This window comes from Bradyrhizobium prioriisuperbiae (assembly GCF_032397745.1).
In the GTDB taxonomy this organism is placed as follows: Bacteria; Pseudomonadota; Alphaproteobacteria; order Rhizobiales; family Xanthobacteraceae; genus Bradyrhizobium_A; species Bradyrhizobium_A prioriisuperbiae.
In genome coordinates this window covers 2,740,082-2,766,107 of the sequence record NZ_CP135921.1, presented here as the reverse complement: position 1 = coordinate 2,766,107, position 26,026 = coordinate 2,740,082, and the positions used below count along the sequence as shown (strand labels likewise).

Sequence of the window (26,026 nt, the reverse complement as noted above, 5' to 3'; positions counted from 1 at the left end):
CATATGCAGATTGCGCTCTCTGAGCAAATCCGCGACAGGCCACCGGGAGGCGGCCGGCGCGGGGACGCGCTGGTAAATGGCATAACGCGGCAGCGCATCGTCGCGCATTCTCTCATAGTCGGAGACATGGAGCGCGGCCGGATGGCGGCGCCATCCCCGCGCGAACAGCTGGTCTTCAAGCGGTTTGCGGATGCCGGAAAAGCCGGGACCGATGAGAAAGAGGTTTTGGAGATGATCGGACGTTGCAAGGGTATCGATCAAGAAGATCGTGTCCTGATCGGCGACAACCTCGACGACAGCGACAGGTTTGTCCGGAACAGCCACCCCACCCTGGCGTGAAATCCAGCGGGGATGATCGAATGAGCCCTGACCGACCGCATGGGCATCGCATCCCATCAGGAGCAATTCCTGCAGCAGACTGGCGTCACGCGCATTCCACTGGACAATTTGACACGGGCCGAAGACCCGCGTGATAGCAGCGGCAGTTTCAATCGACATCTGACCCACATGAGCGAGGACGTGACAGGGCTGATCGCCCATTAAACGCCGCCACATCGAGAATCAGGCGCAATCAATCAGGCAACGAGAGAAACTCAGACGACGCTGGTCGGATTGCCCCCTTGCATCCCGCGCCGGCGTAAATCAGGTTTCACACAAAGCACCGATGATCGGTTCACTTGATGCATCCTGCAAATTGAGGAGACGCCCCATGAGGCTGGCCGCGTTTAATCTGGAGAACCTGTTCGATCGCGCCAAGGCCATGAACGGCGACACGTGGAGCGAGGGAAAGCCCATTCTCACCAGGTTCGCCAAATTGAATGCGCTGCTTGGCGAGTTTTCCTACTCCACCGCGGCGAAGCGAGAGATGGTCAAACTCATGATCGATCTCGGGCTGGAGAAGGCCGACACGGGCCCCTTTGTCATCCTCAGGCGCAACCGCGGAGGATTGCTCAAGCGGCCACGCGGCGGCGGACTCGAGATCATCGCCGATGCACGCGCCGACTGGGTGGGCTCGCTCGAGCTGCGCAATGAGCCGATCGACGAAAGCTCCATGCGCAACACGGCCCGGGTGCTGTCCGACCTCGACGCAGATGTTATCGGGGTGGTGGAGGTGGAAAGCCGTCCCGCGTTGCGGGAGTTCAATGAGCTGATCATTCCCGCTGTCAACGGAACTCCTTTCCGGCATGTCATGGTGATCGACGGCAATGACGACCGCGGCATCGATGTCGGCCTGCTCTGCCGGAAAGGGTTTCCCATCGGCATGATGCGAAGCCATGTGGACGATGAAAACAGGAAAGGCGAACCGGTATTTTCCCGTGACTGCCCGGAATACTATATCGCAACGCCGAAGCAAAACCGCATGGTCGTGCTGGTCAATCATCTCAAGAGCAAAGGGTATGGCAGCGCGGAGAGTTCGAATGAACGCCGCCGGGCGCAGGCGGCGCGGGTCAAGGAGGTCTACGAAGGCCTCGCCAAGGCAGGCGAGACATTCATCGCCGTGATCGGCGATTTCAACGATACGCCGGACAGCGAGCCGCTTCACCCGCTGCTCGCGGAAACGACGCTGAAGGATGCCTTCGATCATCCCTCGTTTGATGACGGCGGCTTCCCGGGAACGTACGGGGCCTGCGATGCCAAGAACAAGATCGACTATCTGCTGCTTTCGCCACAACTCTTCGCGAAGGTGACCAAGGGAGGCGTGCTGCGGAAGGGGATGTGGCCCGGGGTTCGGCCCAAGAAGTGGGACGTCTATGATGAAGTCAAAGAGAAGAGCGACGCCGCTTCCGATCACGCCGCGGTCTGGGTCGATCTTGATATCTAGTGCCGCTGATGCATCCGAAGTTCGTGTCAGAGAGTGCTGCGATGGATCACGAACTTCGGATGCGGGGCACTAGAGCCTCTTCCGTTCTGGTTGAATCACAACAGAGGCTCTAGCTTTTTGTTTTGACGCGTTTTCTTCACGCGAACCGGTATCCACTTCGCTCGAAAACGCTCTAGCCCGGAACTCTGGATCGCGCAGCCTGCCGCCCACTCCTCGATCGCACGCTCGGAGCGATACGTGCGATCGAAGGCTGAGTTCTGGAAGACTGCAGATCCGTGTCTATCCTGCCGGGAAACCTGTTCCGACCGTGGCAGCCGCCGCCGGGAGCCAGATCAGCCTCACGTCCCCGTCACGCGCCAGATCACATCGCCGACATCATCGGCCACCAGCAGCGAGCCATCGGGGCCGAGCGTGACGCCGACCGGCCGGCCATAGGACTCCCTCTCGTCCGGCGCGAGGAAGCCGCTCAAGATATCCCGCGGCGGACCGGACGGGCAGCCGTTTTCGAAGGGGATGAAGACCACCTTGTAACCGCTGAGCGTGCTGCGGTTCCAGGAGCCGTGCTGCCCGATCACCATGCCGTCCGGAAAACCCGGCAGCGTGCCGGCCGGCAGCCAGCACAGGCCGAGCGACGCGGTGTGACCACCGAGCGCATAATCCGGCGTGATAGCCCTGGCCACCAGCGCGGGATCCTGCGGCACCCGATCGTCCACCGTCTGCCCCCAGTAACAATAGGGCCAGCCATAAAAGCCACCGTCGCGCACGGACGTGAGATAGTCGGGCGGCGTTTCATCGCCGAGACCATCGCGCTCGTTCACCACCGTCCAGAGCGCGCCGGTCTGCGGCTCCCACGCAAGGCCCACGGGATTGCGCAAGCCGCCGGCGAAGATGCGGCTGGTGCCGGCAGCCAGATCGAGTTCATACACGGCGGCGCGGCCCTCCTCCACCTCCATGCCGTTCTCCGCGATATTGCTGAGTGAGCCCACGCCGGCATAAAGCTTGCGGCCATCGGGGCTCGGCAGCAGGCTGCGGGTCCAGTGGCCGCCGGGCTTGAAGGTGACGAGCTTGCGCCCCTGCGCGGTGATGCTGTCCGCATCAGCCACATAGGGGAAGGCCACCACGCCGTCGGTGTTGCCGACATAGAAAGTGTCGCCGACCAGGGCCATGCCGAATGGCTGGCTCAGGCCCTCCATGAAGCTACCGCGTTTTTCGGCGACGCCATCGCCATCGGCGTCACGCAACAGCGTGATGCGGTTGGCGCTTTCACCAAGTGCCGCCGCACGCCGCATGGTTGCCTGCATCGCATACCCAAACACGTTGCGGACCGGACCCGCAATCTGGGTCGCCTCGGCAATCAGAACGTCGCCATTGGGCAGCATCTGGATCCAGCGCGGATGCGCCAGGCCGGTCGCGAACGCATTGACCTTGAGCCCCGGCGCGGCCACGGGCCGTTGCCCGTCGCTCCATCCCTTGGCCGTCGGCATCTTCAGTGTCGGGAGGCTGCCCTGCGGCTTTGCCACCGGCACCACCGGCGCACTGCCCCAGGCCGGCGCGGGCGCTTCGCCCTGCAGCCGGCGCCACGCCAGCGCAGCGCCACCGATCCAGGCGACGATCTGCGCAAAAACACTCGACATACTCATACGATTCCCCTGTTGGCCGGCGCGCACACTATCCGACCCCAGGATGTCTTAAAACATCATCATCAGATGTGAGTGTTGAATCATATCACTTTTGCAATGCGCATCCGATATCGTGCAGCAGCATCTTCGGCCCCCGAGACCAGCTGCGATCCGATCGCGCCTTGACGAAGCCCCGCTATTGGAGGAAGAGCTGGCCTCGAAAAGCAACCCTCGCGAGACACCATGAGTTTCTTCGAGCGACTGAAGTCCGCGGCCTCCGCCGAGTGGCGTGCCTATACCGAGCACCCCTTCACCAATGGTCTCGCAGACGCCTCGCTTCCGGAGGCCGCGTTTCGTCATTACCTGGTTCAGGACTATCTGTTCCTGATCGAGTTCGCCCGCGCCTATGCTCTAGCGGTCTACAAGTCACCGAACCTTGCCGACATGCGCGAAGCGGCAGCGGGCGTCTCCGCCATTCTCGATATCGAGATGGATTTGCATGTGAAACTTTGCGCCGGCTGGGGCCTGTCGCCCGCAGACCTCGAGCAGGCGCCGCCCTCGGTCGAGATGCTGGCCTATACCAGCTATGTGCTCGACACCGGCATGCGCGGCGACCTGCTGGCGCTCAAGGTCGCGCTCGCACCCTGCGTGATCGGCTATGCCGAGATCGCGACACGGCTTGCCGCGCAGCCGCAAGCGGACGCCGCAACGAATCCTTATCGCGTGTGGATTGCCGAATATGCGGGCGCGCCCTATCAAGACGTCGCGGCGAAAGCGCAGGCGCACCTCGATGCGCTCGCCAATCGTTATGCCACGCCGGCCCGCGAGGCCGAACTCATCGCGATCTTCAAGGAAGCCACCCGACTGGAAGCTGATTTCTGGCAGATGGGGTGGCGGGTGGGTCAGAGTATTGAATAAAGCGCGTAGCCCGGATGAGCGCAGCGATATCCGGGATGATACCATTGCACGTGCCCCGGATGTCGCTGCGCTCATCCGGGCTACGAGCTTACGTTGATTGGCGATCGCCTCACAAGCGAATCAGCCTGCCATCCCGCGCCACCAGCTTTCCGCTCCTGAACACCGATCGCCCCGTGGGCACGGCGACCACCGCTTCGGGCACGTGCTCGGCATTGAGCGTGACGAAGTCGGCCTTGGCGCCGGCCCGCAAGCCGTAATCGTTAAGGCCCAGCGCTTTCGCGCCAGCGTACGTTACCATATCGAACGCGATGGCCAGATCATCGTCGGTGTTGAAGCCGGAGCGGTAGCCGATCATGTTGGCCCGGCGCAGCATGTCGCCGTCGCCATAGGGCCACCAGGAGTCGCGGATGTTGTCGTTGCCGCCGAACACGGTCACTCCGGTTTGGCGCAGCAATCCAACCGGCGGAAAGGGACGGCTGCCCGGGGCATTGGTCATGATGGCGATGCCGGCTGCGGCCAGCGTGTCGGCGGTGCGTTTCACCACGTCATCGGGCACACCGCCCAGCGCATAGGCGTGGCTGATGGCAACATGGCCGGCCATGCTCAGCGCCCGGGTGCGCGCCGCGATCTGTTCGATCTCGAAGATCCCGAGCATGCCCGGATCATGCAGATGGATGTCGACATCCACGCCGCGTCTGCCGGCCACGCCGAACACCACATCGAGGTGTTTTTCGACATCCCGGTCGAGGCTGGCCGGATCGACCCCGCCGATGAGATCGGCGCCCATGGCAACGGCCTGGTCGAGAAGGTCCGGCGTGCCCGGGCTCTTGAGGATGCCGCTCTGGGGAAAGGCGACGAGCTGGATATCGATGACATCCTTGTAGGCTTCGCGGACCGCAAGAATGGTTTCGAACGATTTCAGCCCGACGCTGCCGTCGACCATCACATGGCTGCGCATCCGGGTGGAGCCATGAGCGAGGCAGAGCTCAAGCTGGTTCCGGGCGCGGACATCCATCGGCGCGGCTTCCGCCATGTTCTGCGCCTGAAAGGCGACGCGCTCATGGACGTTGAAGCCGTTGGTGTAGGGCTTGTGCGGCTTCCAGGCATCGCCATAGAAACTGGTGTCGAGATGGATATGCCCTTCGACAAAGCCGGGAACGACCAGCGTCCCGCCGAGATCAATGGTCTCCGTGGCCGCCGGACGTTCAGATCCCGCAGAAGAGATCGAGGCGATGCGGCCGTTCGAGACGGCGATGTCATTCAGCGAACCATCAGCGAATTTCGCGCGGGCAAACAGGGTGTCGATCTGACTCAAGCGACGTCTCCGGGATGGCAGGTCATGCGGCGCCCCACAGTTTTGCCCCGGGAAGCCGCGGGATCAAGCCCGCGGCTCTCATTCGTCGTAACAGCGTCAGTTCGCCTGGATGTTGTTATCGCGAACGACCTTGCCCCACTGCTTGACCTGGCGGGTGAAGAACACGCTGAGCTTGTCCGGCCCTTCCAGCGCGAGTTCGATCTGCTGGGTCTCCTGCAACTGCCGGGAGATGGTCGGGTCTTTCAGGACGGCGATGAAGGCGTCCGTCGTTCGGCTGATGATCGCGGGCGGCGTTCCTGCCGGCGCGAACACGCCCCACCAGGCGAGCGCCTCGAAATCCGCAAATCCGCTTTCGATGGCGGTCGGGACGTTGGGCAATGCGGGAAGCCGCGTCCGGCCCATCTGCAGCAGCGGCCGCAGCGCGCCGCCGGACAGCTGCGGGAGGACGAGCGCAGCAGAGCCGGCGATCATGTCGACATGGCCGCCGATGACATCGGTGATCGCCGGCCCACCACCCTTGTAGGGAATGTGGGTGATCTCGACGCCGGACAGCTTCGACAGCACCGTCATCGCCAGATGGCCGATCGTGCCCACCCCGACCGAGGCAAAGGTCAGCTTGCCCGGCGCTTGCTTTGCCGCGGCAACAACATCGGCGAACGTCTTGTACGGTCGCGCCGCGGTCGCTGCCAGAACATAAGGCGCGGTGCCGATCAGCAGGACGGGGGCGAGATCCTTTTCCACATCCAGCGGAGGACGCTCGATCAGCGCCGGAATGACGGCGTGGGAATCGAAGGTCAGCAGCAGGTTCGAACCATCGGCAGCACTGCGCGCGACCTGGGCCGGGCCAAGTGAACCGACCGCGCCGGGCTTGTTCTCGACAATGACGGGAGAGCCGAGTTGCTCCTGCAGCCCGGTCTGCAGCAACCGCGCCATGGCGTCGGTCGAACCGCCGGCCGGAAACGGCACGATGATGGTGATGACCTTGGCGCGTTGCGCCCAAGCGGGTGCAGCGATCAGGGACGACAGCAGCCCGGTGACGGCGCGTCGCGTCAGATTGTTTGCCATGATGCTCGCCCTTATTTTTTGACGCGTTTTCTTCACGCGAACCGGTATCCACTTCGCTCGAAAACGCTTTTTAAGCGCCAGCGAAGCCGGAGCCGGGCTTTTTGTATTCCGGCCGCGGCGGGCTGAAGATATCGAGCACGCGAGCGCCCTGCGGTCCCGCACGCATGGTGTGGGGAACATTGCCGGGCGTGCGCCAGAAATCGCCCTTGTTCACGGCAATCTCCTCGCCGCCCTGGACACGCACGGCGCTGCCTTCGAGCAGGACGCCCCACTGTTCCTCGGGATGATGATGCAGCGTCCCCTGCGCATGCGGCGCAAGCGTCACCACCGACAGCATGGCCTGCTCGCCGGAGAAGATTCGCGTTGTCACGCCCGGACCGAGTTCGCGGAGAATGCCGTCGTGCGGATTGTCGAGATTGTGGAATTCTGCTTTTTGATTCATTGTTTTTCCTCCTTTTGTTTTTCTTTTTTTTGTTGTTGTGGTCACGACCCCGATGCGGTTGGCACGGCGTATTCGTCCCGGTAGCGGCCTTCCCGGATCGTTTTGATGATCTCCGCCTCGCGCGTCATCTGCGCCTGGACTTTTTCCAGCAGCGCCGCGGCGATGGCGGGGGCGAACGCCACCACGCCATCGTCATCACCCACCACGAAATCGCCGGGTGAAATCACGCAGCCGCCGATCGATACGGGAACATTGATCTCGCCCGGACCATATTTGTAGGGCCCGCGATGGATCGCCGCCCGGGCGAAACACGGGAAGTCCGAGGCCGCAAGGGCCGCGGCATCGCGAATGGCGCCATCGATGACAAAACCGGCTGCGCCGCGGTGCTCGGCAATGGTCATCATGATCTCGCCGACCAAAGCGCGGCTGATGTCCGCATCGCCATCCACAACGATGACCTGGCCGGGCCGCACGATCTTTAGGGCCTGGTGAATCGCGAGGTTGTCGCCGGCGCGGGTGCGAACGGTCAGCGCCGTGCCGAGCAGCTGCCCGCCGCGGTGAAACGGCCGCAACCCGACCGCGCCGGGCAAACGCGAAAGATTGTCGCTGATGATCGATGTTGGTGCACCGCGAAAGGCCTCAAGGAGGGCTGGCGCGGAATCGATTGTCCCCGGAGAAGACGGCTCACTGGTCATTGGCGGCCCCCAAGCATGTTGAGCAGGTGTCGTGATGCTAACCAGCCAAATGGAACCCAGAAAGTGATATATTTTCATGCCGTCATAGTCGAAAAAGAAATATAATAACAAAAGGGGACATCGGATGGTGACGCTGAAGCAGATCGAGGCACTGGTTGCGATCGTCCGTCTCGGCTCGTTCGAACGCGCCGCACGCAAGCTCAACACCACGCAATCGACGATCTCAAAACGGATTCGCGAATTGGAGTCCGCCGTCGGCATCACGATCTTCGATCGTTCGCGACGAGAAGCCCGGCTGACCGAGAAGGGCGAGCATCTGCTGATGCTCGGAGAGCGGATGCTGTCCGACCGCGACAACGTCATCGATCTGAAGGATGCGCCGCAGGTGCCGCAGCGGCGGCTTCGCCTTGGCGTCACGGAATTATGCGCCCTGACCTGGCTGCCGCGGCTGGCGGCGGCCTTGCGCGATGCCTATCCGGCGGTCGTGCTGGAGGCCGAGGTCGACATGAGCAAGAATCTGCACGAGCGGCTGGTCGAGGACAGCATTGATGTGATCGTGATTCCCGATGCCTTCTCAGCTCCGGAGATCACATCGCTGCGGGTGGCCGAGGTGCAGAATGTATGGATGGCGAGCCCGGCGCTGGTGCCCAAGCGCGCCAGGCTGTCCATCGACGAACTGGCCAGGCACACCATTCTGACGCAGGGAAGCCGGTCCGGCTCCAATCTGCTGGTCACCCGATGGCTTAAGTCGAACGGCATCGCGCTGCCGCGCGCGCTGTCCTGCGACAGTCTTGTCGCTCTGCTGGGCCTCACCGTCGCCGGCCTCGGCGTCAGTTATCTGCCGCAAAAATGCTTCAAGCCCCTTCTCGACAGCGGAAAACTCACCGTCGTGTCCACGAAGCCCGCGCTTCCGCCCGTTCCCTACGCCGTCATGTACCGGAATGACCGGCCGACCGGGTTCACATCCGCGGTGGCGCAACTCGCACTCAAGGCCAGTGACTTCTCGCGCCAGTTCGCGGGCTGAAGAGCAATGGCCACGGCGTTTTTCTCCTCCGATCGTCGGCGCGTATGCCGCAGCCGGACCGGTCAGGTCTGATCGCCATACCTCTCCTTGACCGCTGCCGCGACGAACATCTTGCGCCCATCCCGTCCCGGTGTCGTGCCATGAGCGGCGCACCAGTCCGCAAACGTGGCGGGATCGATATAGACGCGCAGAACGGGATGTCCGTAGGCCTTGAGCCCACCCTCCATTTCCTCGGCCATCCTCAGCCACTCGGCCCAGGCCGGCGGCATCTTGTCGCCGTCACCAAAGATCTCCCGCAGCGCCGAATAATCAGCCTCCTTGATCCAGTAGGCGCCAACCGCCGGAAGCGGACGATCTTCGAAGTTGCTCATGCGGTTCTCCTGTCGGGCTGTCTGTCACTAGCACCTCAGGCGGCCATTGCGCCATCGTAAGACCTGCATCTTATGAAACGACCTGCCATCCTCTGGGTGTCCAGCGGAGCATCACGCCGGACAATGGATTCGGCGCGCGACCCAACAGGTTCTTCACCAGGCTGCGCAGAGCGTCGATCGCGACCGGCGAGTCATCGCCGATGTAGAGCACGGTATCGGTTACCGGCGCCGCAACAATCAGCACGCCGCCCTGGGCTTTGGCCAGAGGCGCCCAGGAAGCGGCCAGCACGAGCCGGCTTGGATGAAAGACGTCGCCGGTGAGTTGACCGATTCGCCCAGGCTCTGCGACTTTTGCTATCTCGGCAATCGGCTTCCAGACTTTGCGAAGATTTGCGAGGGCCAGATCATGAATTTGATTTGCGGTGAGGCCGAGCCTGGCGCTGTCCTTCTGCGTGAGAATTCGAAGTGTTCGCGGCGAATCCAAGACTGGCACCACCACAAGCCCCTCCACAAGAGGCCTCGTCTGGAGAGGCATACCGCCGGATGATTGCCGCGCCTGTTGCAGATATTGAAGCGATCGGACAACAACCCGAACTACGTCCTTCGTCGGCGCGTCGCTTCCATTGCGGTGAGCCTCCGCGGCGCCTTTGACGTAAGTATCCACTTCCTTGGCGCAGCCGGCAGGGCTCGCTTTACAGAACGAATAGATACGGTCGAGATTGGCCTGCAGCGGACCAACAGAAAGCGTGAGAGCGTTCTTCACACTCACAGAGCCCTCGCCGAGAACCTTTCGCAAGCGCGCAGCCACGTAAGTTGTGAATCCCGCCTCGTCGGTCGGTATGTTTTGCGCAGCCGCCGGGACCACACAGAACAAGTGGGCCGCGAGAGCAACTGCATACACATGACGAATCAATAGAACCTCGCTCATATGGCCGCCGTCATACAGTTGGGGCCGCGACAACACTGCTCCTGATCTCCAGAACGCAAATTTGACGCCCGCTTCCGGACAGGGTTGACCTCAACCAGGGTTGAGGTCTTATCAAGGTGTCGGCGATCGAGGAAGTCATCCTCTATATCTCAATCCAATTCGCGGAAGCCGACACATGCACACGTCCCGGAACACTGCCCCACTTCTGACATTCCCGCACCAGCCCAGCAAGGGATTGTCATCGTGACCACCGTCGAACAGGGCTGGTCGACGCTGCTCGGCCGGCGCAACGTCCTGCCATCCATGGTGCTGGCGGGCGGCGTGGCGCTGCATGCCGTCAATGTGTTTCTGGTCACCACGATGCTTCCGTCGATCGTGCGCGATATCGGCGGCCTGGATTATTATGCGTGGAGCACCACGCTGTTCGTGGTGGCATCGATCATCGGCGCTACCTGCTCGGCGCATCTGCTGCAGACGCTGCGGCCACGCGGCGCCTATGTGGTTGCCGCACTGCTGTTCGCGCTCGGCTGCCTCGTCTGCGCGCTTGCACCGGTCATGCCTGTGCTGCTGGCCGGCCGCACCATTCAAGGTATTGGCGGCGGACTGCTGATCTCGCTCTCTTATGCCATGATCCGCCTGCTATTCGACCAGCCGCTCTGGCCACGGGCGATGGCGCTGGTATCCGGCATGTGGGGCGTCGGCACCCTGGTCGGTCCGGCCATCGGCGGTGTGTTCGCGGAGATGAGTGCCTGGCGTCAGGCGTTCTACGCCATTATCCCGCTCGCAGTGGCCTTCGCAATCATCGCGGCCTCGGTATTGCCCAACAAGGTGGCCGCAGGCCGCGCCTCGCCCCTCCCGCTGGTGCAGATCGCGTTGCTCAGCATCGCCGTTCTCACCATCTCGGCGGGAAGCGTATCCGCACGCCCGATTTGGAACGTCACCGGGATCACGATCGCGGCGATCCTGACAGTTCTGATCGTCCGCATCGAGCGGCGCAGCACGCGAAAACTGTTGCCGGCCGATGCCTTCCGTCTCGGCACGCCCCTCGCGCTGGTTTATGCGACCATGGGTTTGCTGGCGATGGCGGTGACCAGCGACGATGTGTTCGTGCCACTGTTCCTCCAGGTTCTTCACGGGAGATCGCCACTGGTGGCGGGTTATCTGTCCGCCTTGATGGCCGGCGGCTGGACGGTGGGATCGGTAGCCAGTTCCAATCTCAGTGGCCGCAATGCCCGGCGCGTCCTCGTGGTGGCGCCCTGCGTATCCCTGGTTGCGACCGTACTGCTGCTGCTGATGATGCCGACCCACAGCGATAGCGGATGGATCCGGCTTGGCGGACTGGCCATCGCACTGTTCAGCCTCGGCCTGGGTGTCGGCCTCGGGTGGCCGCATCTCCTGACCTGGATCCTCAAGCTCGCCGCCCCCGACGAGCAGGACCGCGCCTCCGCCTCGATCACGACCGTTCAGCTTTATGCGACGGCAATGGGGGCCGCGGTGGCCGGGCTGCTGGCCAATACGGCGGGGCTTGCGGATCCCGGAGGCATCGAAGGCACCGCCCGCGCGGCGTTCGTGCTGTTCGCGGTGTTCACCGCTGCCCCAGTCGCATGCCTCGCCTTTACGCTACGTCTCGTGCGATCGATTTAAGGCAGGCAGACTGACCCGCCTGTGATGCCGGGCGCAGACTGCGAACCTTGTGACGCGCTGCTCGACTAAACATTGTGGATCTCAACACAAGGAGGACGCAATGCAGCAGCCAGATCAAGGCAAACTCGATGCATTCCTCGGCAGGATGGTTGGCGACCTCGGCGGCATCGCCAGCGGCGCGCTGGTGGTGCTGGGCGACCGGCTCGGCTTCTACAAGGCGATGCAATCAGGCGAACCGGTGACGGCCGGTGAACTCGCCCGGCGCACCGGAACCCACGAACGCAATGTGCGTGAATGGCTCGCGGCACAAGCTGCGGCCGGTTACGTCGATTACGATCGGGACGAGGATGCCTTCCATCTCAATCCCGAGCAGGCGACCGTGTTCGCCGACGAGAACAGTCCCGCGTTCATGACCGGCGCGTTCGAGGTGATGTCGGCGCTGTGGATCGACGAACCGAAAGTGTCGGAGGCGTTCCGCAGTGGCAAGGGCCTCGCCTGGCACGATCACAGCGCGTGCCTGTTTCGCGGCACTGAACGGTTCTTTCGCCCGGGCTACAACGCCCATCTGGTCTCGTCGTGGCTGCCGGCATTGGACGGCGTGGTCGACAAGCTCAAGCTGGGCGCGCGCGTCGCCGATGTCGGCTGCGGCCACGGCACCTCGACCATCGTGATGGCGAAGGCCTTTCCGCAATCGCACTTCACCGGCTTCGACTACCACCCGGCTTCGATCGAGCGCGCCCGCAAGGCTGCCGCGGACGCCGGCGTTGCCAACAACACCAGCTTCGAGGTGGCGCAGGCCAAGACCTATCCCGGAACCTACGATCTCGTTGCCTTCTTTGATTGCCTGCACGACATGGGCGATCCGGTCGGCGCGTCCGCCCATGTGCGCGAGACACTGAAGCCGGACGGCATCTGGATGATCGTGGAGCCGTTCGCGCACGACACCCTGAGTGCGAACCTCAACCCCGTTGGGCGGGTGTATTACGCCGCCTCCACCATGGTGTGCACGCCTGCGTCTCTGGCGCAGGAGGTTGGATTCGGGCTTGGCGCACAGGCCGGCGAAGTGAGACTGCGGCAGGTGGTGAATGCCGGCGGCTTCACCCGCTTCCGCCGCGCCGCCGAGACACCGTTCAACATGGTGCTGGAGGCGAGGCCGTAAGGCTCAAAGCCCCGGCGGCCATTCCGGAAATTGCGGCAGGCCTTCGTCGGCCAACCACGGCACGTTGTGCGATGTCCAGATGTGCACGACGGGCCGTGTCGACGGGTCGTCGTCGAGGGTCGCCACCCGCAGCACGACGAAGGGCTGCTCGGCGCGCTCGGCCACGATGTGGGTGCCGCAACTGGCGCAGAACCGCCTGAAGCGGCCGGGCGAGGATTCGAATGCGGAGAGCTTGTCCGCCCCGGCCGTCAAATGAAAATGATCCCGCGCGATCCGCGCGGTCGAAGCAAAGGCCGCTGCATTGGCCTTGCGGCAGGTGACGCAGTGGCAATGCGCGATCGGCGAATCCAGCTGATCGACCTCGTAGCGCACGGCCGTGCACAGACAACTTCCCTTCAGCCGCATCGCCAAGCTCCCTTGCGTGTTCGGTATGGATCGAGACCGATCCTTTCCTATCCGATCAGAGCGCCTTGAGATAGCCCGGCCAGCGCGGATCGCAGATGATGGAGCGCGCGCGCATGTATTTCCAGATGCCGTATTTGTAGAAATCGAAATCCAGCGTGGAAACGCGATTCTGCACCATAGCCCAGGTCGACCATTTGATGTCCGCCAGGGCCTTGTGCACCATGAAGCGCGCGTAGAGGGCCTCATCGCATCGTCCGAAATAGGTCTCGATGATCTCGCGGTCGACCGCCTCGGGGAAGAACATCTCGCCGCTCCAGATCGCAAGATCGTAAACGCGGTCGTTGTTCGAGGCATATTCGAAATCGATCAGCAGGATCGATCGATCCTCGGCGATGAGGAAATTTCCGGGCATCGGATCGTTGAAGCTCGGCACGAGGTCGAGCCCCGACGCCTCCAGCGCGGCGCGGGCCAGGCGATACTGGCGATCGAGCCAGGCGAAATCCGGCGGGACCACGCCGGCCAACTCTTCCACCTGCCGCGTGTGTTCGTCGATCATGTCGAACACCGTCTTGGTCAGCGGTAGCAATGGCGCGTCATGGAAGCGGCGGTAGACCCGCAGCGCTTCCCGCCGCATCGACGCCTGGGCAAAATCACGATGGGTCGATGGCCGGCGTCCCTCGACGAATGCGGCAATTTCGATTCCCTGATGGTCGAGATAGTCGAAAGTGCGCGGACCGACGCCGATGCTCTCGGCCTGCCGGCTGGCGGCGACCGCGGCGGTGCGATCGATGAACATCTCGGTTCCCCGCCCCGGAATCTTGACGAAGTAGGCCTCGGTCGCGTCGACCTCCACCCGCCAGTTGCTGTTGCTGATGCCGCCCAGCACCGGACAATAGCGCAGTTGCCGCCCCTGCCACGGAGCCACGTTTTTGATCGCCGCCTCGATCTCGCGCTCCGCTTCGGTACTAGCCGTGCCGAATTCGTTCATCACCCGTCGTCCCCTTAGAGCGAGCGCAACATTTCTTCAAAACCCGGGCGGTTGACCCGCATGCGGCATCTCAGGAAGCGCCAGCCGGCATATTTGCGGAATTCGAGGCTGCGCCGCGGCGCGACCCGATCAAGCAACAGGCTGCGCAACGCCCAATAGAAATCGTCAGCCGCCGCATAGGCGAGGCAGCGATGCAGCGTTGCGTCCCGACACTGCCCCTCGAACATTTCGATCGCGGGCTTCATCTCGCTGTCGAACGGACAGGCTTCGTTGAGCAGGGCGCCGAGCTGATAATAGGGATCGACATTGGCGGCCATGTCGAAATCGACCAGCCGAACCCCGCCGTCCGGCCCGAACAGAATGTTCGAGGCATGCGGATCGGCCTGCGCGGGGCGGCTGTCGAAGCCCGCAGCCATGATGGCATCGCGGGCGAAATCGATATGATCCTTGAGATACCAGGCGTCCGGTGGCAACACTGCATCCGTCGCGCCGATATGAGCCCACAGTTCCGCAATGACGTCGAACACGTTCCAGGTGCGAGCGAAACTCGGCCCGTCCGCGATGCGGCGATGAGCGGCGATGACATCAGCCATACGGTCCGGTTGACGCAAATCGTCCAGACGCGCGACCCGCCAGCCGGCGCCGAGATGACGGAACAATGTCGCGCCTTCCGCCTCGATCAGCGCGAGCGGCTGCGGACCGAGGCCCATGGCGGCGATTTTGGCGGCCGCGTCGAACGCCGCGGGCTGGTCGATCAGCCAGCGGATTTCGCTGGTCGTCACTTTCAGGAAAAACTCCGGCGCCCGATCATCCAGCGCAACGGCGTAGGTCGAGGATTCCACGCCGTGATAGGAGGGCGAGGCCACGCCGGGCACAGCCGGTGAACAACGCACCGCGCGACCTTCGGGAACCGAGGCCTTCTGCAGGGCAGCTTCCGCCAGTTCACGCGGATCGGCGGACGACATCAGGATTGTCATTGCGGGGGCCCTCCAGACGTGATGACCGAAAGCCCCTCCGTGGCCAGCACATGCAACATGTCGGCGAGCAGCTGGGTACCGAAGGCCTGGTCCTGCGGATGGGTCAACTCGGTCGGATGGTGGATGACGCCGGCGACACTCGGGACCGCAAGCACCACGCTCGGACAAACCGCGGACAGGCTGACCGCATCGTGGCCACCGATCGTATCGAGATGCAGAATTGTCTCGCCGCGCGCCGCGGCCACCCGCCCGGCGAGGCCGACCAGGCCGCGATGCATCCGCCCGGCGGCGCGCCGGTCGATGGAGCGCACCTCGAATTCGACCTTCGCCCGCGCCGCCGCTTGCGCGATCATGCGCTGGAGCGCCTCCTCGGCTGCCGCAAGAATCTCCGGCGCGCCGGAGCGCAGCTCAATGAATAGCACCGCCTCGCCCGGCACGGTGTTGGGCGAATTCGGGAACACTTCCAATCGCCCGACCGAGGTATGCAGATCGAGACCGTGGTGATCCGCCAGATCCCGCAACTCGGCGATGACGTAAGCCGCGGCCAGCACCGCATCCTTGCGCTCGGCCATCGGCGTGGGACCGGTGTGCGCCTGGCGCCCCAGGAAGGCGAGACGATATTTGGTGGCGCCCCAGAACCGCGTGAAGGCGCCGAAACGCTTGGTCTTCTGCTCGAGATACGGACCGCCCTCGATATGCAGCTCAATGAGGGCATCGGGGATCGCGATCCGGTCGTGTCCCGCGTAACCGATCGCATCGAGCGCCTCGGCGACACTGACGCCCTCGCCGTCGCGCCGGGCGAGGGCCCAGTCCAATTCGGCCGCTCCGGTGAAGACGCTGCTGCCGAGCAGGCTCGGCTGGAAACGAGCGCCCTCCTCATTGGTCCAGTTCGCAACCACGAAATTGCAGGCCGACCGCGCGCCGCCGGCCTGAAGAGCGTTGCGCACGGCGAGCACCGCCTCGCAGGCCGAGATGACGCCGAGCGCGCCGTCGAACCGGCCACCGTTCGGCTGGCTGTCGAGATGGGATCCGACCATGATCACCGGCGCATCCGGTCCGGCCAGATCGAGCCGGCCGAACTGATTGCCAATGGCATCGACCGCCGGCGCAAAGCCATGGTCGACAAACCAGCGCGACAGCCAGTTGCGGGCGTCGGCATCCTCACGCGACAGGGTCAGGCGCGTCATCGATCCGCCCTCGCCGCCGCCGAACGCCGAGACGGCCTCCATCATCCCCTGCAGCCGCGCGGGATCAATCAGAACGGCAACGGGCGACGCCGGTATTTTCTCAAGCATTGATGACTTTCACTTTCGATTTCTTGAATTGCGCGGCGAACTCGCCGTTCAGAGCACCGTTGGTCACGAGCACATTGACATCGCCAAGTCCGAAGGTGCAGACGGTTCCGAGTCGGCCGAACTTGTTGCTGTCGGCCAGCATGATGGAGCGGCGCGACTGGGCGATCGCCGCGCGCCGCAGCAGTGCCTCATCCTGGCCGAGATCCATGAAGCCGTGCTCGGCATGCACCGTGGCGATGCCCATCACCACGGCATCGTAGAAATGCTCCTTGATGGCGGCGAGGGTCAGGGCACCGAACAGGGCCTTGTAGTCAGGCTTCAGCACACCGCCGAGCACGGTGACGTCCACCTCCGGATTGGTCGACATCAGTGCCGCGATGTCGATGGAGTTGGTGTGAATCGTGATGCGACGGGTCAGAAGCCGGCGCGCGAAGGCAAGCGTCGTGCTGCCGCTGTCGATGAAGATCTTCATGCCGTCCTTGATCAAGGGAGCTGCGGCCACGGCGATCCGGCTTTTTTCCCGCGCCCGGACGCGGACGCGTTCGTCATGCGGCCGGTCACCCTGCTTGCGATCCATCACGGCGCCGCCATAGACCCGGCGCGCATGCCCGCGCATCTCCAGATCCTTCAGGTCGCGGCGGATGGTTTCGGTGCTGATGCGCAGCCGGGCGGCGAGTTCGTTCACACTGACGCGCCCGTCGCGCTGCAACTCGTCGAGGATCAGTTGCTGCCGCTGCTCGGTGATACTCATGGTCCCGTTCCCTCGCCCCCGTGTCAGCCCGTGAACCGGCTGCTGCGACGGATCACGGTTGGCATACGTTACGCCGCGCGGCAATTCGCTCGTTGCGGTCATGACACGACCGGGATGGGCCCCTGACGCTGCGCGGCCAGCGCCTGCGGCGAGAGCACCAGATGACAGGAGGCCAGATCGCGCTGCCCCCGGACGGTCAGGACTGGATTGGCCTCGGCACAGGGGCCGAATGCCTGCGGACAGCGATTGCGGAAGGAGCAGCCGACCGGCAGATCGATCGGGCTCGGCGGCTCGCCCTCCATCAGGCAATCCTCTGGACGATAGCGCCGCGTCTCCAGGGTCGGCATCGCCGACAACAAAGCGCGGGTGTAGGGATGGCCGGGGTCGAAGAACAGCCGCTCATTGTCGGCGAGTTCGACCACCTCGCCCAGATACATCACGGCGATACGGTTGCAGACTTTGCGCACCATCGCCAGATCGTGCGAAATGAAGATGTAGGTCAAATCGTGCTGGCGCTGCAGCTTTTCGAACAATCCCAGCAGCTTGAACTGTTCGGTCTGATCCAGTGAGGACAACGTCTCGTCCATCACCAGGATTTCCGGCTCGAGCACCATGGCGCGCGCCACATTGACGCGCTGGCGCTGGCCGGCGCTGAGGCCGATCGGAAGCTCCTCGTACAGCGAGATCGGAAGCCCGACATCATGCATCACCTCGCACACCTTGTCGCGGATGCGCTTGCGATCCCGCCAGCCATGGATGCGCAGCGGGGTCTCCAGCATGCGGCCGATCGCGGTGCGGGGCGGCAGCGAGTTGAAGGGATCCTGAAGCACGAGCTGCAGCTTGCGGCGAAAGCCGAGCAGGCCGCGGCCGGAGAACTTTGCGATATCCTCGCCGTCGCACAGGATCTCGCCGCCGGCGGGACGCTCCAGCCGGCTCAACAGACGCATCAACGTGGACTTGCCGCAGCCGGATTCACCGACCACGGCGAAGCTGTCACCCTTGAAGACGTCGAAGGTCACCCGGTGGACCGCACGTAAGGCATCGGTGCCGACGAAACTGCCGCGCCGCTTGACCTTGTAGGTCTGCGAGACGTCATTGAGACGCAGCACGACCTTCGCGGCGGTGTTGCGGCTGCTCGCATTCGGAATGGCCGGTGCCTCGCTCCAGATCGCGGGAATCTGCGCGACCAGATCGCGGGTGTAGGCGTGGCGTGGCGTCGCGATCAGTGCTTCGGTGGGCTGCTGCTCGACCAGTTGGCCGTCATCAATGACCATGATGCGGCTCGCCGCCTCGCGCGCGACCGGCAGCGAGGACGAGATGAACATGACAGCGGTTTGGAACCGCTCGGTCAGTTCGCGCATCAGGCGAATGACCTGCGCGGCGACGGTGACGTCGAGCGGCTGGGTGACGTTGTCGGCGACCAACAGCGCCGGGTTGGAGACCATCGCATCGACGATCAGCGCCCGCTGCATCATGCCGCCGGAAAATTGCGTGGGGTAGTCGTGAAACCGGGACTTGGCGGAGGGGATGCGAACCGCCTCCAGCAGATCAACCACGCGCCGCGCGGCGTCATCGCGACCGATCTCGGGGGCGACCGCCCGCAGCTTTTCCACGATCTGCCGGCCGACCGGCAGCGTCGGGTCCAGCGCGCCCATGGGGTCGGCGCCGACATAAGCGATGTCGCGGCGCAGCCGGCGCATGTCCGCGGCCGGCATCCCCAGCAGATCCCGGCCGCGAAATTCGACCTGGCCCGCACGGATGGCCAGCGGCTTGTCGATCCAGTTCACCACCGCTTTCGAGAGCACGGTTTTGCCGGCCCCGGACGCGCCGACCACGCCGACGATTTCGCGGGGATGGATCTCGAACGAGATATCCTTGAGGATCGCCCGCTCGCGGCCGGCCAGAGCAAGGTCGACGCTGAGGCCGCGCACCGCGAGAACAGGCGCTGGGGACGTTGCGCTCATGTGCCCCCTCCATGGACGGCATTGCGGGCGCGCTCGAACACCGCACCAATCAGATTGATGCTGGTCAGCGTCAGGCAGAGGAACACGCCGGGCATGGTGGCGATCCACCAGGCGTTGAGCAGGTATTTGCGGCCGTCGGCGATGATGTTGCCGAAGGTGGGTGTCGGCGGCTGCACCCCAAGGCCGAGGAAACCGAGGGTCGATTCGAAGATCATCATTCGTGCGACGTCGAGCACCGAGGTGAACAGCACCGGCGGAAACAGCAGCGGCAGCAGCAATGTCAGGACGATGCGCACGTTGGTTGCGCCCGAGACCCTGGCGGCGCGGACATATTCACGGCCACGCTCGGCCATCACCACCGAGCGCATCACTCGGGCATAGACCGGCCAGTTCGAGAGGCCGAGAACGAGGATGATGGCCGGGATGGTGGGGCGCGACACGCCGAGCACCGCGATCGCCAGGATGATCATCGGAATGGACAACTGCGCATCGGTAATGCGCATGATGATCGTATCGGCCTTACCTCCGACATAACCCGCGATGGTGCCGAGCGAACAGCCAATGAACAGTGTGACCGCGACCGAGGCGACGCCGATCAGGAACGAATAGCGCAGTCCAACCAGGCTGCGCACCAGCATATCGCGGCCGATCTGGTCGGTGCCGAGCGGATGCGCCCAGCTCCAGCCATCGCCCATGAAAATAGGCGGCAGCAGGCGGGCGCGCACGTTCATCTTGGTTGGGTCGATGCCGCTCAATTCCGGATACAGCACCGCCGCCAGCAACAGCAGCACGAACAGCGCTACGCCGATGCGGAATTCCGTCGAACGCGCGGCACGAAGCAGGATCCGCTGGCCGAGCGACGACGGAGATGATGCCGGAGTCGATGGGATAGCACCGGCAAGGATCGGATCGGCGACACTCATCAGTATTCAAGCCTTGGGTCGATGCTGGTGGCCGCAAGATCGACCAGGATGTTGATGATCACGAAAATGGCGCTGGTGACGATGGCGATGCCCTGGATCAACGGAAAGTCACGCTGCAGCACCGCGTTGATCGTGAGCAGGCCGAGGCCGGGATAATCGAAGATGTATTCGACAATGATGACGCCGCCGAGCAGGCTGGAGAACTGCACGCCAAGCAAATTGAGCAGCGGCACCGAGGCGTTGCGCAGCGCGTGATTGACCACGATCCGCGGCCGCGTCAGCCCGCGCACGTGACCAACGGCAACATAGGTTTCGGCCATCTGCGCCGCGACAGCGCTCGATAGCGTGCGGATGAGCACCGGAGAGAGTTCGACGGCCAGCACGATGGCCGGCAGGATCGTGTAGGAAAATCCCTGATAACCGATGGCGGGAAGCCAGGCGAGCTTCACCGACAACAGCAGCGCCAGCACGATGCCGAGCCAGAAGTTCGGCAGCGAGATGAAGATCGAGGACACGTAGAACGCCAGCTTGTCCGCCCAGCCGCCGGGCCTGAGGCCGGCAGCGACGCCCAGCAGGATCGAGAACACCAGCGCGATCGCAAGCGCGGTCGCAGCCAGTTGCAGCGTCATCGGCAGCGCTTCGACGATCAGGTCCAGCACCTTGGCCCGTTCGCCCCGGGTCGTATCATTGAAGCTCGCCCCGCCGGTGGCCGCGCCGTTCGCCGGACGAACGAACGACTGGCCGAGATCGCCGCGCAACACCTTCCCGGCATAACGCCCGAACTGCACGATGATCGGATCACGCAGCCCCATTTCGGTGGCGATCTTCTCAATCAGCGCCTCCGGCGCCATGCCGCCGGCCATCAGCCGAACCGGATCGCCCGGCACCACGCGCAGCAAGGTGAAGATCAGCAGCGACACGAGAGAGATGATCACGGCGCCCTGCGACAGGCGACGGGCGAAGAAGCTGAGAATGAACATCAGATGCACTGACTCCGGCTTCGGCCGCTCCGCGGCGCCGAAGCAGGCCAAGCGAGCGCCCGCTTCGACGACACTAAGCATGCAGGGAAGGTCACGCCGGCTTCGCGGCGTCCATCGATCCGTCCGGATAGATGTAGAGACCGGCGAGATCCTTGCGCATGGCATGGATCATCACCGAGGTGAACAGCGACAGCGCCGGCACCTTGCTGGCGAGCAGCGGCATGGTCTCGGTCTGCAGAATGGTCTTGCGCTCGTCCAGGGTCGCCGCGCTGCGCTCCTTGTCGAGGCTGGCGTCGATGGCCGGATCCTCGATGCCGCAGATGCGGTGCGACGACGAATGGAAATGGGTACGCAGCACGAGATCCGGCTCGGGCGAGCCGGTGGACCAGCCGCAGTCCACCATATGGCCAGGACCGCCGCCGGGACGGTGATACAACCGCTCGTTCCAGGCGGCCGGCTCGAGCACGGTCAGGCTGACGGGAAAGCCCTGCTCATTGAGCATCGCGGTGATGACTTCGCCGTATTCCTTGGTCTTCGGATAGAAGCCGACCGAGGTGATGTATTCGAGCGGCGGCAAGCCTTTGCCCTTGGGGAAGCCGGCCTCGGCCAGCAGCGCCTGACAGGCCTTCGGATCATAGGCCGGATAGTTTTTCAGGTCGGTGTAGCCGAACTTGACCGGCGACACGTAGTTGCTGGACTTGTGGCCGGCGGTGCCCAGGATCTCCAGGATCTGGTCGCGATCGATGGCGTGGCACGCCGCCATGCGCAGGCGAACGTCATTGAACGGCGGCTTGGAGCAGCGGAACCAGAGATATTTGTTCTCCACCGACACCACCTTGTTGATGGCGATGTCCGGATTGCCTTGCACAGTCTTGACCTGCTCGGGCTCCAGCCGCTCGACGATCGACGCCTGCCCGTTCATCAGCGACAGCATGCGCGTGGTGGAATCGCCGACGAAAGTGAAGTTGATGCCGGGGATCCCCGGCTTGCCCTTGAAATAACTGTCGTTGGCGGCGAGCACCGTGTCGTTGCCGCGCTGCGCGACGAACTTGAACGGACCGGTGCCGTTGAGACGCTGCGAGAGTGCACCACCCGGCCCCTCGGCGATGTCCTTGGCCGACATGATCGGCAGGAAGGCGGCGAGAAACATGAAGAGATGCGCGGGATAACCGCCCTTCGAGGTGTCGACGATCACAGTCATGTCGTCCGGCGTCTCGATGGTCAGGGTTTCCGTCGGTCCCGGATACCATTGCGCCGGGCGATCGGCGCGGGCGCCGTATTCGAACGTGGCCTTGACGTCCTCGGCCTTGAACGGCTTGCCGTCGTGGAAGGTAATGCCGCTGCGCAGCTTGATCTGCAGGCGATGCGGATCCAGCAGCTTGATGTCGGTGGCGAGCTCATAGACCACGGTGCCCGGGTCTTCCAGGCGCATCGGCGTGCGCGTCAGGAAACCCATCACGAAGCCCTCGATGTTTTTCTGCGACAGCGTGGTGTGGGCGGTCGGATCCCAGTTGCCGGTGATGTTCTCCGCGGACAGGAAGACCATCGGCTTGGCGCCCTGGGCCAGCGCCGGCGAGACCAGGAAATCCGGATTGATCTGCACAAAGCCGGCCGCCCCGGCGGCGATGGCAGCACTCTTCAGAAAGTCCCTGCGATCAAGCTTCTCGGCCATAGCTTCCCTCTGGTTAAGCCACAAAAACCTAAGAACGGTCAAAAACCACAAAGCAAGCCGCGTGCCAGCCGCATCGGCTTGGTCGGAAAGCGATTTTCAGAAATGGCCTCGATAGGGAGCTGTCGGTTTTTTGGGCGGGCTGGGCGAAATCACGTCAGCGGGCCGGAGCAGGCAAGATCATCGCGTGCGGATTGCAGCGGCGCGACGCCGCCGTAGCTCGATGCGATCAAAAGCCTGCTGGAGCGAAGCAACCTGCCTTGGCATTCACTCCTGCGTATCGGGCCTGTGAGAAAGATCACATTCTTTGGCACGACGATCTGCTTCAGTCCTCGTCGATTAAATTGCGCTCACTGTCAGCGACGACCAATCCCGCACCGACAGCCGTATTTCAAGACCAAATATCTTTTTGATCATTTGATTCAGACAGGTGGACCATGCCTCTACCGGTTCTCAACATTCAGCCGACCATGGATTTCAGCCAGGTCGTGCAAGACACCACCGCGAACACCGCCGTCACCATCTTCCGCCCGAACACGCCGGACGGCTGGTTCTTCTTCGGCGACTATTGCCAGCCGGGGACCCAGGCTCCGTTGAGTTCGGGCTTCGTGGTCCAGGTCGTCACCGACGTTCCCACGTCCCCGGCGCTGGCGGCGCCAACCGGATGGAATTTCGTAACGGGGGGTTTCACCTCGCTTTTTCCAATCTCGCAGATCGGGATGTATGCGTGCTGGGCCCCCGTGGCACCGCAAGGCTATGTGGGCTGCGGACACGTCTGGACCAGCGTCCCCCTGTCAGAAGCCGAGCGAGAAATGTTCGCCCGGTCCGAGACGGATGGAGGACCACCGAAAATTCCGGATCGCATGGCGCTGGACAGCTTCCCGCCGCCGAATATCCCGAACTTCCGGTGCCTGAATGCGAATGTGGCCAAGTCCTACCCGCTCACCAGCCTGATCTGGGACGACCATGGCAGCGGTTGCAATCTTGATACGTCATGCTGGTCGATCGCGCCGCTGGCGACATTCTTCGTCTGGCCGCAGAACGGCGTGACGCCGACGGTCTCGTCGTACATTCCCAGCCAGCCTATTCCCGAATCGCCTTTCTGATTGCGCCGTTCTGATTGCGCCATTCGGATCACGCCCTGCCGGGGCCAAGTCATTGGCCAAGTCATTGCCGATCGTGATTTTTTAAATCGAATACCGCCTCTTTTTCAGAGGATGCTCAAATGGGTTTGCCTGTTCTCCAGATTCAGCCGGTCAATCAATTCACGCAACTGATGTCCGTTTACGGCGGACAGATGGGCCTTTGGCGGCCCAGTCTGGATGCAGGGTGGTTCTATTTCGGCGACACCTGCCAGCCGGATGGATCCAGCCCCGAGTCGCCCGGCTTTGCCGTGCAGGTCGAGAAAGACGATCCGAACAATCCCGCGCTTATGCCCCCGGTCGATTGGACCCTGATTACCTCCAACGGTGAAATCGAATTCACTCCGGGCTGGGCAAACATCTGGTACAGCTGGCTCCCTGTCCCGCCGCAAAACTATGTCGCGTGCGGACACGTGATGACGGTAGGTCCCCAACAGACCTTCGATCCTTATGATCCGCCACCGACACCGCCCTTTATTTCCAGCTTGCGTTGCCTGCGCGCCGATCTCGCGAAGTCCTATAACTTGAGCACCCTGCTCTGGAACGACAGCGGCAGCGGCTACCACCCCGCCGATACCGCTTTGTGGGCGATCTCGCCGCTCAACACCTTCTTTGCCTGGCCGAATTACAACACACCCACCGGCACCGCATTCGTGCCGATCCAGCAAATTCCGGAACGGTGATTGCTGCAGGCTGCCTGAGCGCCGGCCGAGCACCACCCAGGCCCTCGCCGGGAGCAGCGGCGCGTTGTCATCGGCCTCGAAGCGTGCGCGGCTCCGACAATGTGTCCGGCTGCATCGCAGGACAAAAAGCAGAGTGCGGGATCGAATTCCGCATCACTCGAAAGGCCCTGCCACCAGGCCTCATACGGGAGCTGGAATTCCAAGATCACCTGGGTGAAGAACGCATGCAACGCCGGCGCATCGGACGGCAGGAGGGTGCGCCCATGAACACCCTCCGGCCACTGCGGCGGTTCGAGGCTCTCGTCGAGCCATCGGCGCAGGCGGGAGGTTCGCTGACGCTTGTCATGGAGGGGAAGCGCCTGCGCTTACTGCCGCGTACGGATCGGCGCTATCAGACACGTCCATCTCGTTCGCAGGACACGGCGCCGCATCGACAACTTCCTTATCCATCGCGGGCGGGCATCCTTGCGATTGTCCGCGCTCCCGCCCGGGACGCGCGACGGCCTCGAGCGATACCCTGAGCCATGAATTGAAGCCATGAATTGAAGCTACGAACTCAAACCATAAGCTTAAGCCACACTCGGCACCGATTGTCAGCAATCGGCCGATGCGGTATTGCTCATGGATTGCATCTGGGAAACGATTTCATAGATCGATTGCGACAGGGGGATCAATGCCGCTGCCTGTTCTGAAGATTCAGCCGACGATGGATTTCACGCAAATCGGGGGCATCGCCGGCACTAGCAACCTCTCTGTCTCGCGCCCAAACACTCCGGATGGCTGGTTTATCTTCGGCGACTATACGCAGCCGGGGTTGCAATCGCCGCTCAGTCCGGGCTACTTGGTCCAGGTGTCCGACGACGACCCCAATTCGCCCGCGCTGGCCGAACCCGTCGGATGGACTCTCATCACCATCACATCGCCCCCGGACATTCAGACTTTATCGGGCTTCTGGGCTCCCATAGCCCCGCAGAATTATGTGGCCTGCGGGCATGTGTTCGCAACGACGAATTTCGGTGAAAAGCCGGTGATCCCGACGCTGCGGTGCCTGAATGCAAACCTGGCCAAATCCTACGCGCCCGCGAGTCTGCTCTATAACGATCAGGGCAACCCTCCCCGGTACGCATGCTGGTCGATTGCACCGCTGGGAACGTTCTTCGCCTGGCCGCTAAGCGGCGTGACGCCGCCGGCTTTGGCCTTCGTTCCAACACAGCCTATCATGTCCTGACGACGAATTCGGGATGTCC

General features: G+C 63.2%; 26 protein-coding genes. 10 read left to right on the top strand and 16 right to left on the bottom strand.

The window, feature by feature from the left end; all coding sequences use genetic code 11:
* Positions 1 to 3 precede the first annotated feature (3 nt).
* The 3 genes from RS897_RS13045 (at position 4) to RS897_RS13035 (ending at position 1,822) form a co-directional block, all read left to right on the top strand.
* The gene (locus RS897_RS13045; protein ID WP_315836950.1) at positions 4 to 339 is read left to right on the top strand and encodes a hypothetical protein; all 336 of its coding nucleotides are present in this window, start codon (positions 4 to 6) and stop codon (positions 337 to 339) included.
* Positions 340 to 378: 39 nt separating this feature from the next.
* Positions 379 to 543 carry a hypothetical protein gene (locus RS897_RS13040; protein WP_315836949.1) on the top strand — a complete coding sequence of 55 codons (165 nt, stop codon included), beginning with the start codon at positions 379 to 381 and terminating at the stop codon, positions 541 to 543.
* A gap of 166 nt (positions 544 to 709) precedes the next feature.
* Positions 710 to 1,822 (top strand): endonuclease/exonuclease/phosphatase family protein, encoded by a 1,113-nt coding sequence (locus RS897_RS13035; protein ID WP_315836948.1) that lies wholly within the window; start codon positions 710 to 712, stop codon positions 1,820 to 1,822.
* A 338-nt stretch (positions 1,823 to 2,160) separates the two neighbouring features.
* Here the strand turns inward: RS897_RS13035 and RS897_RS13030 are convergent, their stop codons facing one another.
* Positions 2,161 to 3,462, bottom strand: a complete 1,302-nt coding sequence (locus RS897_RS13030; protein WP_315836947.1) for a PQQ-dependent sugar dehydrogenase — start codon at positions 3,460 to 3,462, stop codon at positions 2,161 to 2,163.
* Positions 3,463 to 3,684: 222 nt separating this feature from the next.
* Between RS897_RS13030 and tenA the strand changes: the two genes are divergently transcribed.
* Positions 3,685 to 4,359, top strand: a complete 675-nt coding sequence (tenA, locus tag RS897_RS13025) for a thiaminase II (RefSeq protein ID WP_315836946.1) — start codon at positions 3,685 to 3,687, stop codon at positions 4,357 to 4,359.
* A 109-nt stretch (positions 4,360 to 4,468) separates the two neighbouring features.
* Here tenA and RS897_RS13020 read toward each other — a convergent pair whose 3' ends face one another.
* The 4 genes from RS897_RS13020 to RS897_RS13005 all read right to left on the bottom strand — a co-directional run bounded on the left by RS897_RS13020 (position 4,469) and on the right by RS897_RS13005 (position 7,876).
* Positions 4,469 to 5,674: an amidohydrolase family protein gene (locus RS897_RS13020; protein WP_315836945.1), complete on the bottom strand. Its 1,206-nt coding sequence runs from the start codon at positions 5,672 to 5,674 to the stop codon at positions 4,469 to 4,471.
* A 96-nt stretch (positions 5,675 to 5,770) separates the two neighbouring features.
* Positions 5,771 to 6,739, bottom strand: a complete 969-nt coding sequence (locus RS897_RS13015; RefSeq protein ID WP_315836944.1) for a tripartite tricarboxylate transporter substrate binding protein — start codon at positions 6,737 to 6,739, stop codon at positions 5,771 to 5,773.
* A gap of 70 nt (positions 6,740 to 6,809) precedes the next feature.
* The gene (locus tag RS897_RS13010; RefSeq protein WP_315836943.1) at positions 6,810 to 7,181 is read right to left on the bottom strand and encodes a cupin domain-containing protein; all 372 of its coding nucleotides are present in this window, start codon (positions 7,179 to 7,181) and stop codon (positions 6,810 to 6,812) included.
* A gap of 41 nt (positions 7,182 to 7,222) precedes the next feature.
* Positions 7,223 to 7,876: an RraA family protein gene (locus tag RS897_RS13005; protein ID WP_315838626.1), complete on the bottom strand. Its 654-nt coding sequence runs from the start codon at positions 7,874 to 7,876 to the stop codon at positions 7,223 to 7,225.
* 124 nt (positions 7,877 to 8,000) lie between these two features.
* On the opposite strand from RS897_RS13005, the gene RS897_RS13000 reads away from it, so the two are divergent.
* Positions 8,001 to 8,900 (top strand): LysR family transcriptional regulator, encoded by a 900-nt coding sequence (locus RS897_RS13000; RefSeq protein ID WP_315836942.1) that lies wholly within the window; start codon positions 8,001 to 8,003, stop codon positions 8,898 to 8,900.
* Positions 8,901 to 8,962: 62 nt separating this feature from the next.
* Here the strand turns inward: RS897_RS13000 and RS897_RS12995 are convergent, their stop codons facing one another.
* Positions 8,963 to 9,271, bottom strand: coding sequence for a hypothetical protein (locus tag RS897_RS12995; protein WP_315836941.1), 309 nt, complete (start codon positions 9,269 to 9,271; stop codon positions 8,963 to 8,965).
* Between the two features lie 70 nt (positions 9,272 to 9,341).
* Complete coding sequence (locus tag RS897_RS12990) at positions 9,342 to 10,199, bottom strand: DUF1444 domain-containing protein (protein WP_315836940.1); 858 nt, start codon at positions 10,197 to 10,199, stop codon at positions 9,342 to 9,344.
* Between the two features lie 243 nt (positions 10,200 to 10,442).
* Between RS897_RS12990 and RS897_RS12985 the strand changes: the two genes are divergently transcribed.
* Positions 10,443 to 11,843, top strand: a complete 1,401-nt coding sequence (locus RS897_RS12985; protein ID WP_315836939.1) for an MFS transporter — start codon at positions 10,443 to 10,445, stop codon at positions 11,841 to 11,843.
* A 100-nt stretch (positions 11,844 to 11,943) separates the two neighbouring features.
* A complete protein-coding gene (locus RS897_RS12980) occupies positions 11,944 to 13,002 on the top strand; it encodes a methyltransferase domain-containing protein (protein ID WP_315836938.1) in 1,059 nt (352 codons plus the stop codon).
* Positions 13,003 to 13,005: 3 nt separating this feature from the next.
* Here RS897_RS12980 and RS897_RS12975 read toward each other — a convergent pair whose 3' ends face one another.
* The 9 genes from RS897_RS12975 to RS897_RS12935 form a co-directional block, all read right to left on the bottom strand.
* Positions 13,006 to 13,407 carry a GFA family protein gene (locus tag RS897_RS12975; protein ID WP_315836937.1) on the bottom strand — a complete coding sequence of 134 codons (402 nt, stop codon included), beginning with the start codon at positions 13,405 to 13,407 and terminating at the stop codon, positions 13,006 to 13,008.
* A 55-nt stretch (positions 13,408 to 13,462) separates the two neighbouring features.
* Positions 13,463 to 14,395 (bottom strand): phosphotransferase, encoded by a 933-nt coding sequence (locus tag RS897_RS12970; RefSeq protein WP_315836936.1) that lies wholly within the window; start codon positions 14,393 to 14,395, stop codon positions 13,463 to 13,465.
* A 14-nt stretch (positions 14,396 to 14,409) separates the two neighbouring features.
* Positions 14,410 to 15,372, bottom strand: a complete 963-nt coding sequence (locus RS897_RS12965; protein ID WP_315836935.1) for a phosphotransferase family protein — start codon at positions 15,370 to 15,372, stop codon at positions 14,410 to 14,412.
* Positions 15,369 to 16,667 (bottom strand): Zn-dependent hydrolase, encoded by a 1,299-nt coding sequence (locus RS897_RS12960; protein WP_315836934.1) that lies wholly within the window; start codon positions 16,665 to 16,667, stop codon positions 15,369 to 15,371. Before RS897_RS12960 ends, RS897_RS12965 begins: the two co-directional genes overlap by 4 nt.
* Complete coding sequence (locus RS897_RS12955) at positions 16,660 to 17,418, bottom strand: DeoR/GlpR family DNA-binding transcription regulator (protein ID WP_315836933.1); 759 nt, start codon at positions 17,416 to 17,418, stop codon at positions 16,660 to 16,662. The genes RS897_RS12960 and RS897_RS12955 overlap by 8 nt, the downstream gene beginning before the upstream one ends.
* 98 nt (positions 17,419 to 17,516) lie before the next feature.
* A complete protein-coding gene (locus RS897_RS12950) occupies positions 17,517 to 19,382 on the bottom strand; it encodes a dipeptide ABC transporter ATP-binding protein (protein WP_315836932.1) in 1,866 nt (621 codons plus the stop codon).
* On the bottom strand, positions 19,379 to 20,305 hold the full coding sequence (locus RS897_RS12945) for an ABC transporter permease (RefSeq protein WP_315836931.1): 927 nt from the start codon (positions 20,303 to 20,305) through the stop codon (positions 19,379 to 19,381). The genes RS897_RS12950 and RS897_RS12945 overlap by 4 nt, the downstream gene beginning before the upstream one ends.
* On the bottom strand, positions 20,305 to 21,285 hold the full coding sequence (locus RS897_RS12940; RefSeq protein ID WP_315838625.1) for an ABC transporter permease: 981 nt from the start codon (positions 21,283 to 21,285) through the stop codon (positions 20,305 to 20,307). The genes RS897_RS12945 and RS897_RS12940 overlap by 1 nt, the downstream gene beginning before the upstream one ends.
* 91 nt (positions 21,286 to 21,376) lie before the next feature.
* Positions 21,377 to 22,957 (bottom strand): ABC transporter substrate-binding protein, encoded by a 1,581-nt coding sequence (locus RS897_RS12935; protein ID WP_315836930.1) that lies wholly within the window; start codon positions 22,955 to 22,957, stop codon positions 21,377 to 21,379.
* A gap of 434 nt (positions 22,958 to 23,391) precedes the next feature.
* Between RS897_RS12935 and RS897_RS12930 the strand changes: the two genes are divergently transcribed.
* The 3 genes from RS897_RS12930 (at position 23,392) to RS897_RS12920 (ending at position 26,007) form a co-directional block, all read left to right on the top strand.
* Positions 23,392 to 24,060, top strand: coding sequence for a Vps62-related protein (locus RS897_RS12930; protein WP_315836929.1), 669 nt, complete (start codon positions 23,392 to 23,394; stop codon positions 24,058 to 24,060).
* Between the two features lie 119 nt (positions 24,061 to 24,179).
* The gene (locus tag RS897_RS12925; protein ID WP_315836928.1) at positions 24,180 to 24,779 is read left to right on the top strand and encodes a Vps62-related protein; all 600 of its coding nucleotides are present in this window, start codon (positions 24,180 to 24,182) and stop codon (positions 24,777 to 24,779) included.
* Between the two features lie 673 nt (positions 24,780 to 25,452).
* Entirely contained in the window at positions 25,453 to 26,007 is a 555-nt protein-coding gene (locus RS897_RS12920; RefSeq protein WP_315836927.1) for a Vps62-related protein, read from the top strand.
* Positions 26,008 to 26,026 lie beyond the last annotated feature (19 nt).

Coding starts and splice junctions, on each gene's coding strand:
- RS897_RS13045 (WP_315836950.1), top strand. CDS start 4: ATGCAGATTGCGCTCTCTGAGCAAATCCGCGACAGGCCACCGGGAGGC.
- RS897_RS13040 (WP_315836949.1), top strand. CDS start 379: ATGGGCATCGCATCCCATCAGGAGCAATTCCTGCAGCAGACTGGCGTC.
- RS897_RS13035 (WP_315836948.1), top strand. CDS start 710: ATGAGGCTGGCCGCGTTTAATCTGGAGAACCTGTTCGATCGCGCCAAG.
- RS897_RS13030 (WP_315836947.1), bottom strand. CDS start 3,462: ATGAGTATGTCGAGTGTTTTTGCGCAGATCGTCGCCTGGATCGGTGGC.
- tenA (WP_315836946.1), top strand. CDS start 3,685: ATGAGTTTCTTCGAGCGACTGAAGTCCGCGGCCTCCGCCGAGTGGCGT.
- RS897_RS13015 (WP_315836944.1), bottom strand. CDS start 6,739: ATGGCAAACAATCTGACGCGACGCGCCGTCACCGGGCTGCTGTCGTCC.
- RS897_RS13010 (WP_315836943.1), bottom strand. CDS start 7,181: ATGAATCAAAAAGCAGAATTCCACAATCTCGACAATCCGCACGACGGC.
- RS897_RS13005 (WP_315838626.1), bottom strand. CDS start 7,876: ATGACCAGTGAGCCGTCTTCTCCGGGGACAATCGATTCCGCGCCAGCC.
- RS897_RS13000 (WP_315836942.1), top strand. CDS start 8,001: ATGGTGACGCTGAAGCAGATCGAGGCACTGGTTGCGATCGTCCGTCTC.
- RS897_RS12995 (WP_315836941.1), bottom strand. CDS start 9,271: ATGAGCAACTTCGAAGATCGTCCGCTTCCGGCGGTTGGCGCCTACTGG.
- RS897_RS12990 (WP_315836940.1), bottom strand. CDS start 10,199: ATGAGCGAGGTTCTATTGATTCGTCATGTGTATGCAGTTGCTCTCGCG.
- RS897_RS12980 (WP_315836938.1), top strand. CDS start 11,944: ATGCAGCAGCCAGATCAAGGCAAACTCGATGCATTCCTCGGCAGGATG.
- RS897_RS12975 (WP_315836937.1), bottom strand. CDS start 13,407: ATGCGGCTGAAGGGAAGTTGTCTGTGCACGGCCGTGCGCTACGAGGTC.
- RS897_RS12970 (WP_315836936.1), bottom strand. CDS start 14,395: ATGAACGAATTCGGCACGGCTAGTACCGAAGCGGAGCGCGAGATCGAG.
- RS897_RS12965 (WP_315836935.1), bottom strand. CDS start 15,372: ATGACAATCCTGATGTCGTCCGCCGATCCGCGTGAACTGGCGGAAGCT.
- RS897_RS12960 (WP_315836934.1), bottom strand. CDS start 16,667: ATGCTTGAGAAAATACCGGCGTCGCCCGTTGCCGTTCTGATTGATCCC.
- RS897_RS12955 (WP_315836933.1), bottom strand. CDS start 17,418: ATGAGTATCACCGAGCAGCGGCAGCAACTGATCCTCGACGAGTTGCAG.
- RS897_RS12950 (WP_315836932.1), bottom strand. CDS start 19,382: ATGAGCGCAACGTCCCCAGCGCCTGTTCTCGCGGTGCGCGGCCTCAGC.
- RS897_RS12945 (WP_315836931.1), bottom strand. CDS start 20,305: ATGAGTGTCGCCGATCCGATCCTTGCCGGTGCTATCCCATCGACTCCG.
- RS897_RS12940 (WP_315838625.1), bottom strand. CDS start 21,285: ATGTTCATTCTCAGCTTCTTCGCCCGTCGCCTGTCGCAGGGCGCCGTG.
- RS897_RS12935 (WP_315836930.1), bottom strand. CDS start 22,957: ATGGCCGAGAAGCTTGATCGCAGGGACTTTCTGAAGAGTGCTGCCATC.
- RS897_RS12930 (WP_315836929.1), top strand. CDS start 23,392: ATGCCTCTACCGGTTCTCAACATTCAGCCGACCATGGATTTCAGCCAG.
- RS897_RS12925 (WP_315836928.1), top strand. CDS start 24,180: ATGGGTTTGCCTGTTCTCCAGATTCAGCCGGTCAATCAATTCACGCAA.
- RS897_RS12920 (WP_315836927.1), top strand. CDS start 25,453: ATGCCGCTGCCTGTTCTGAAGATTCAGCCGACGATGGATTTCACGCAA.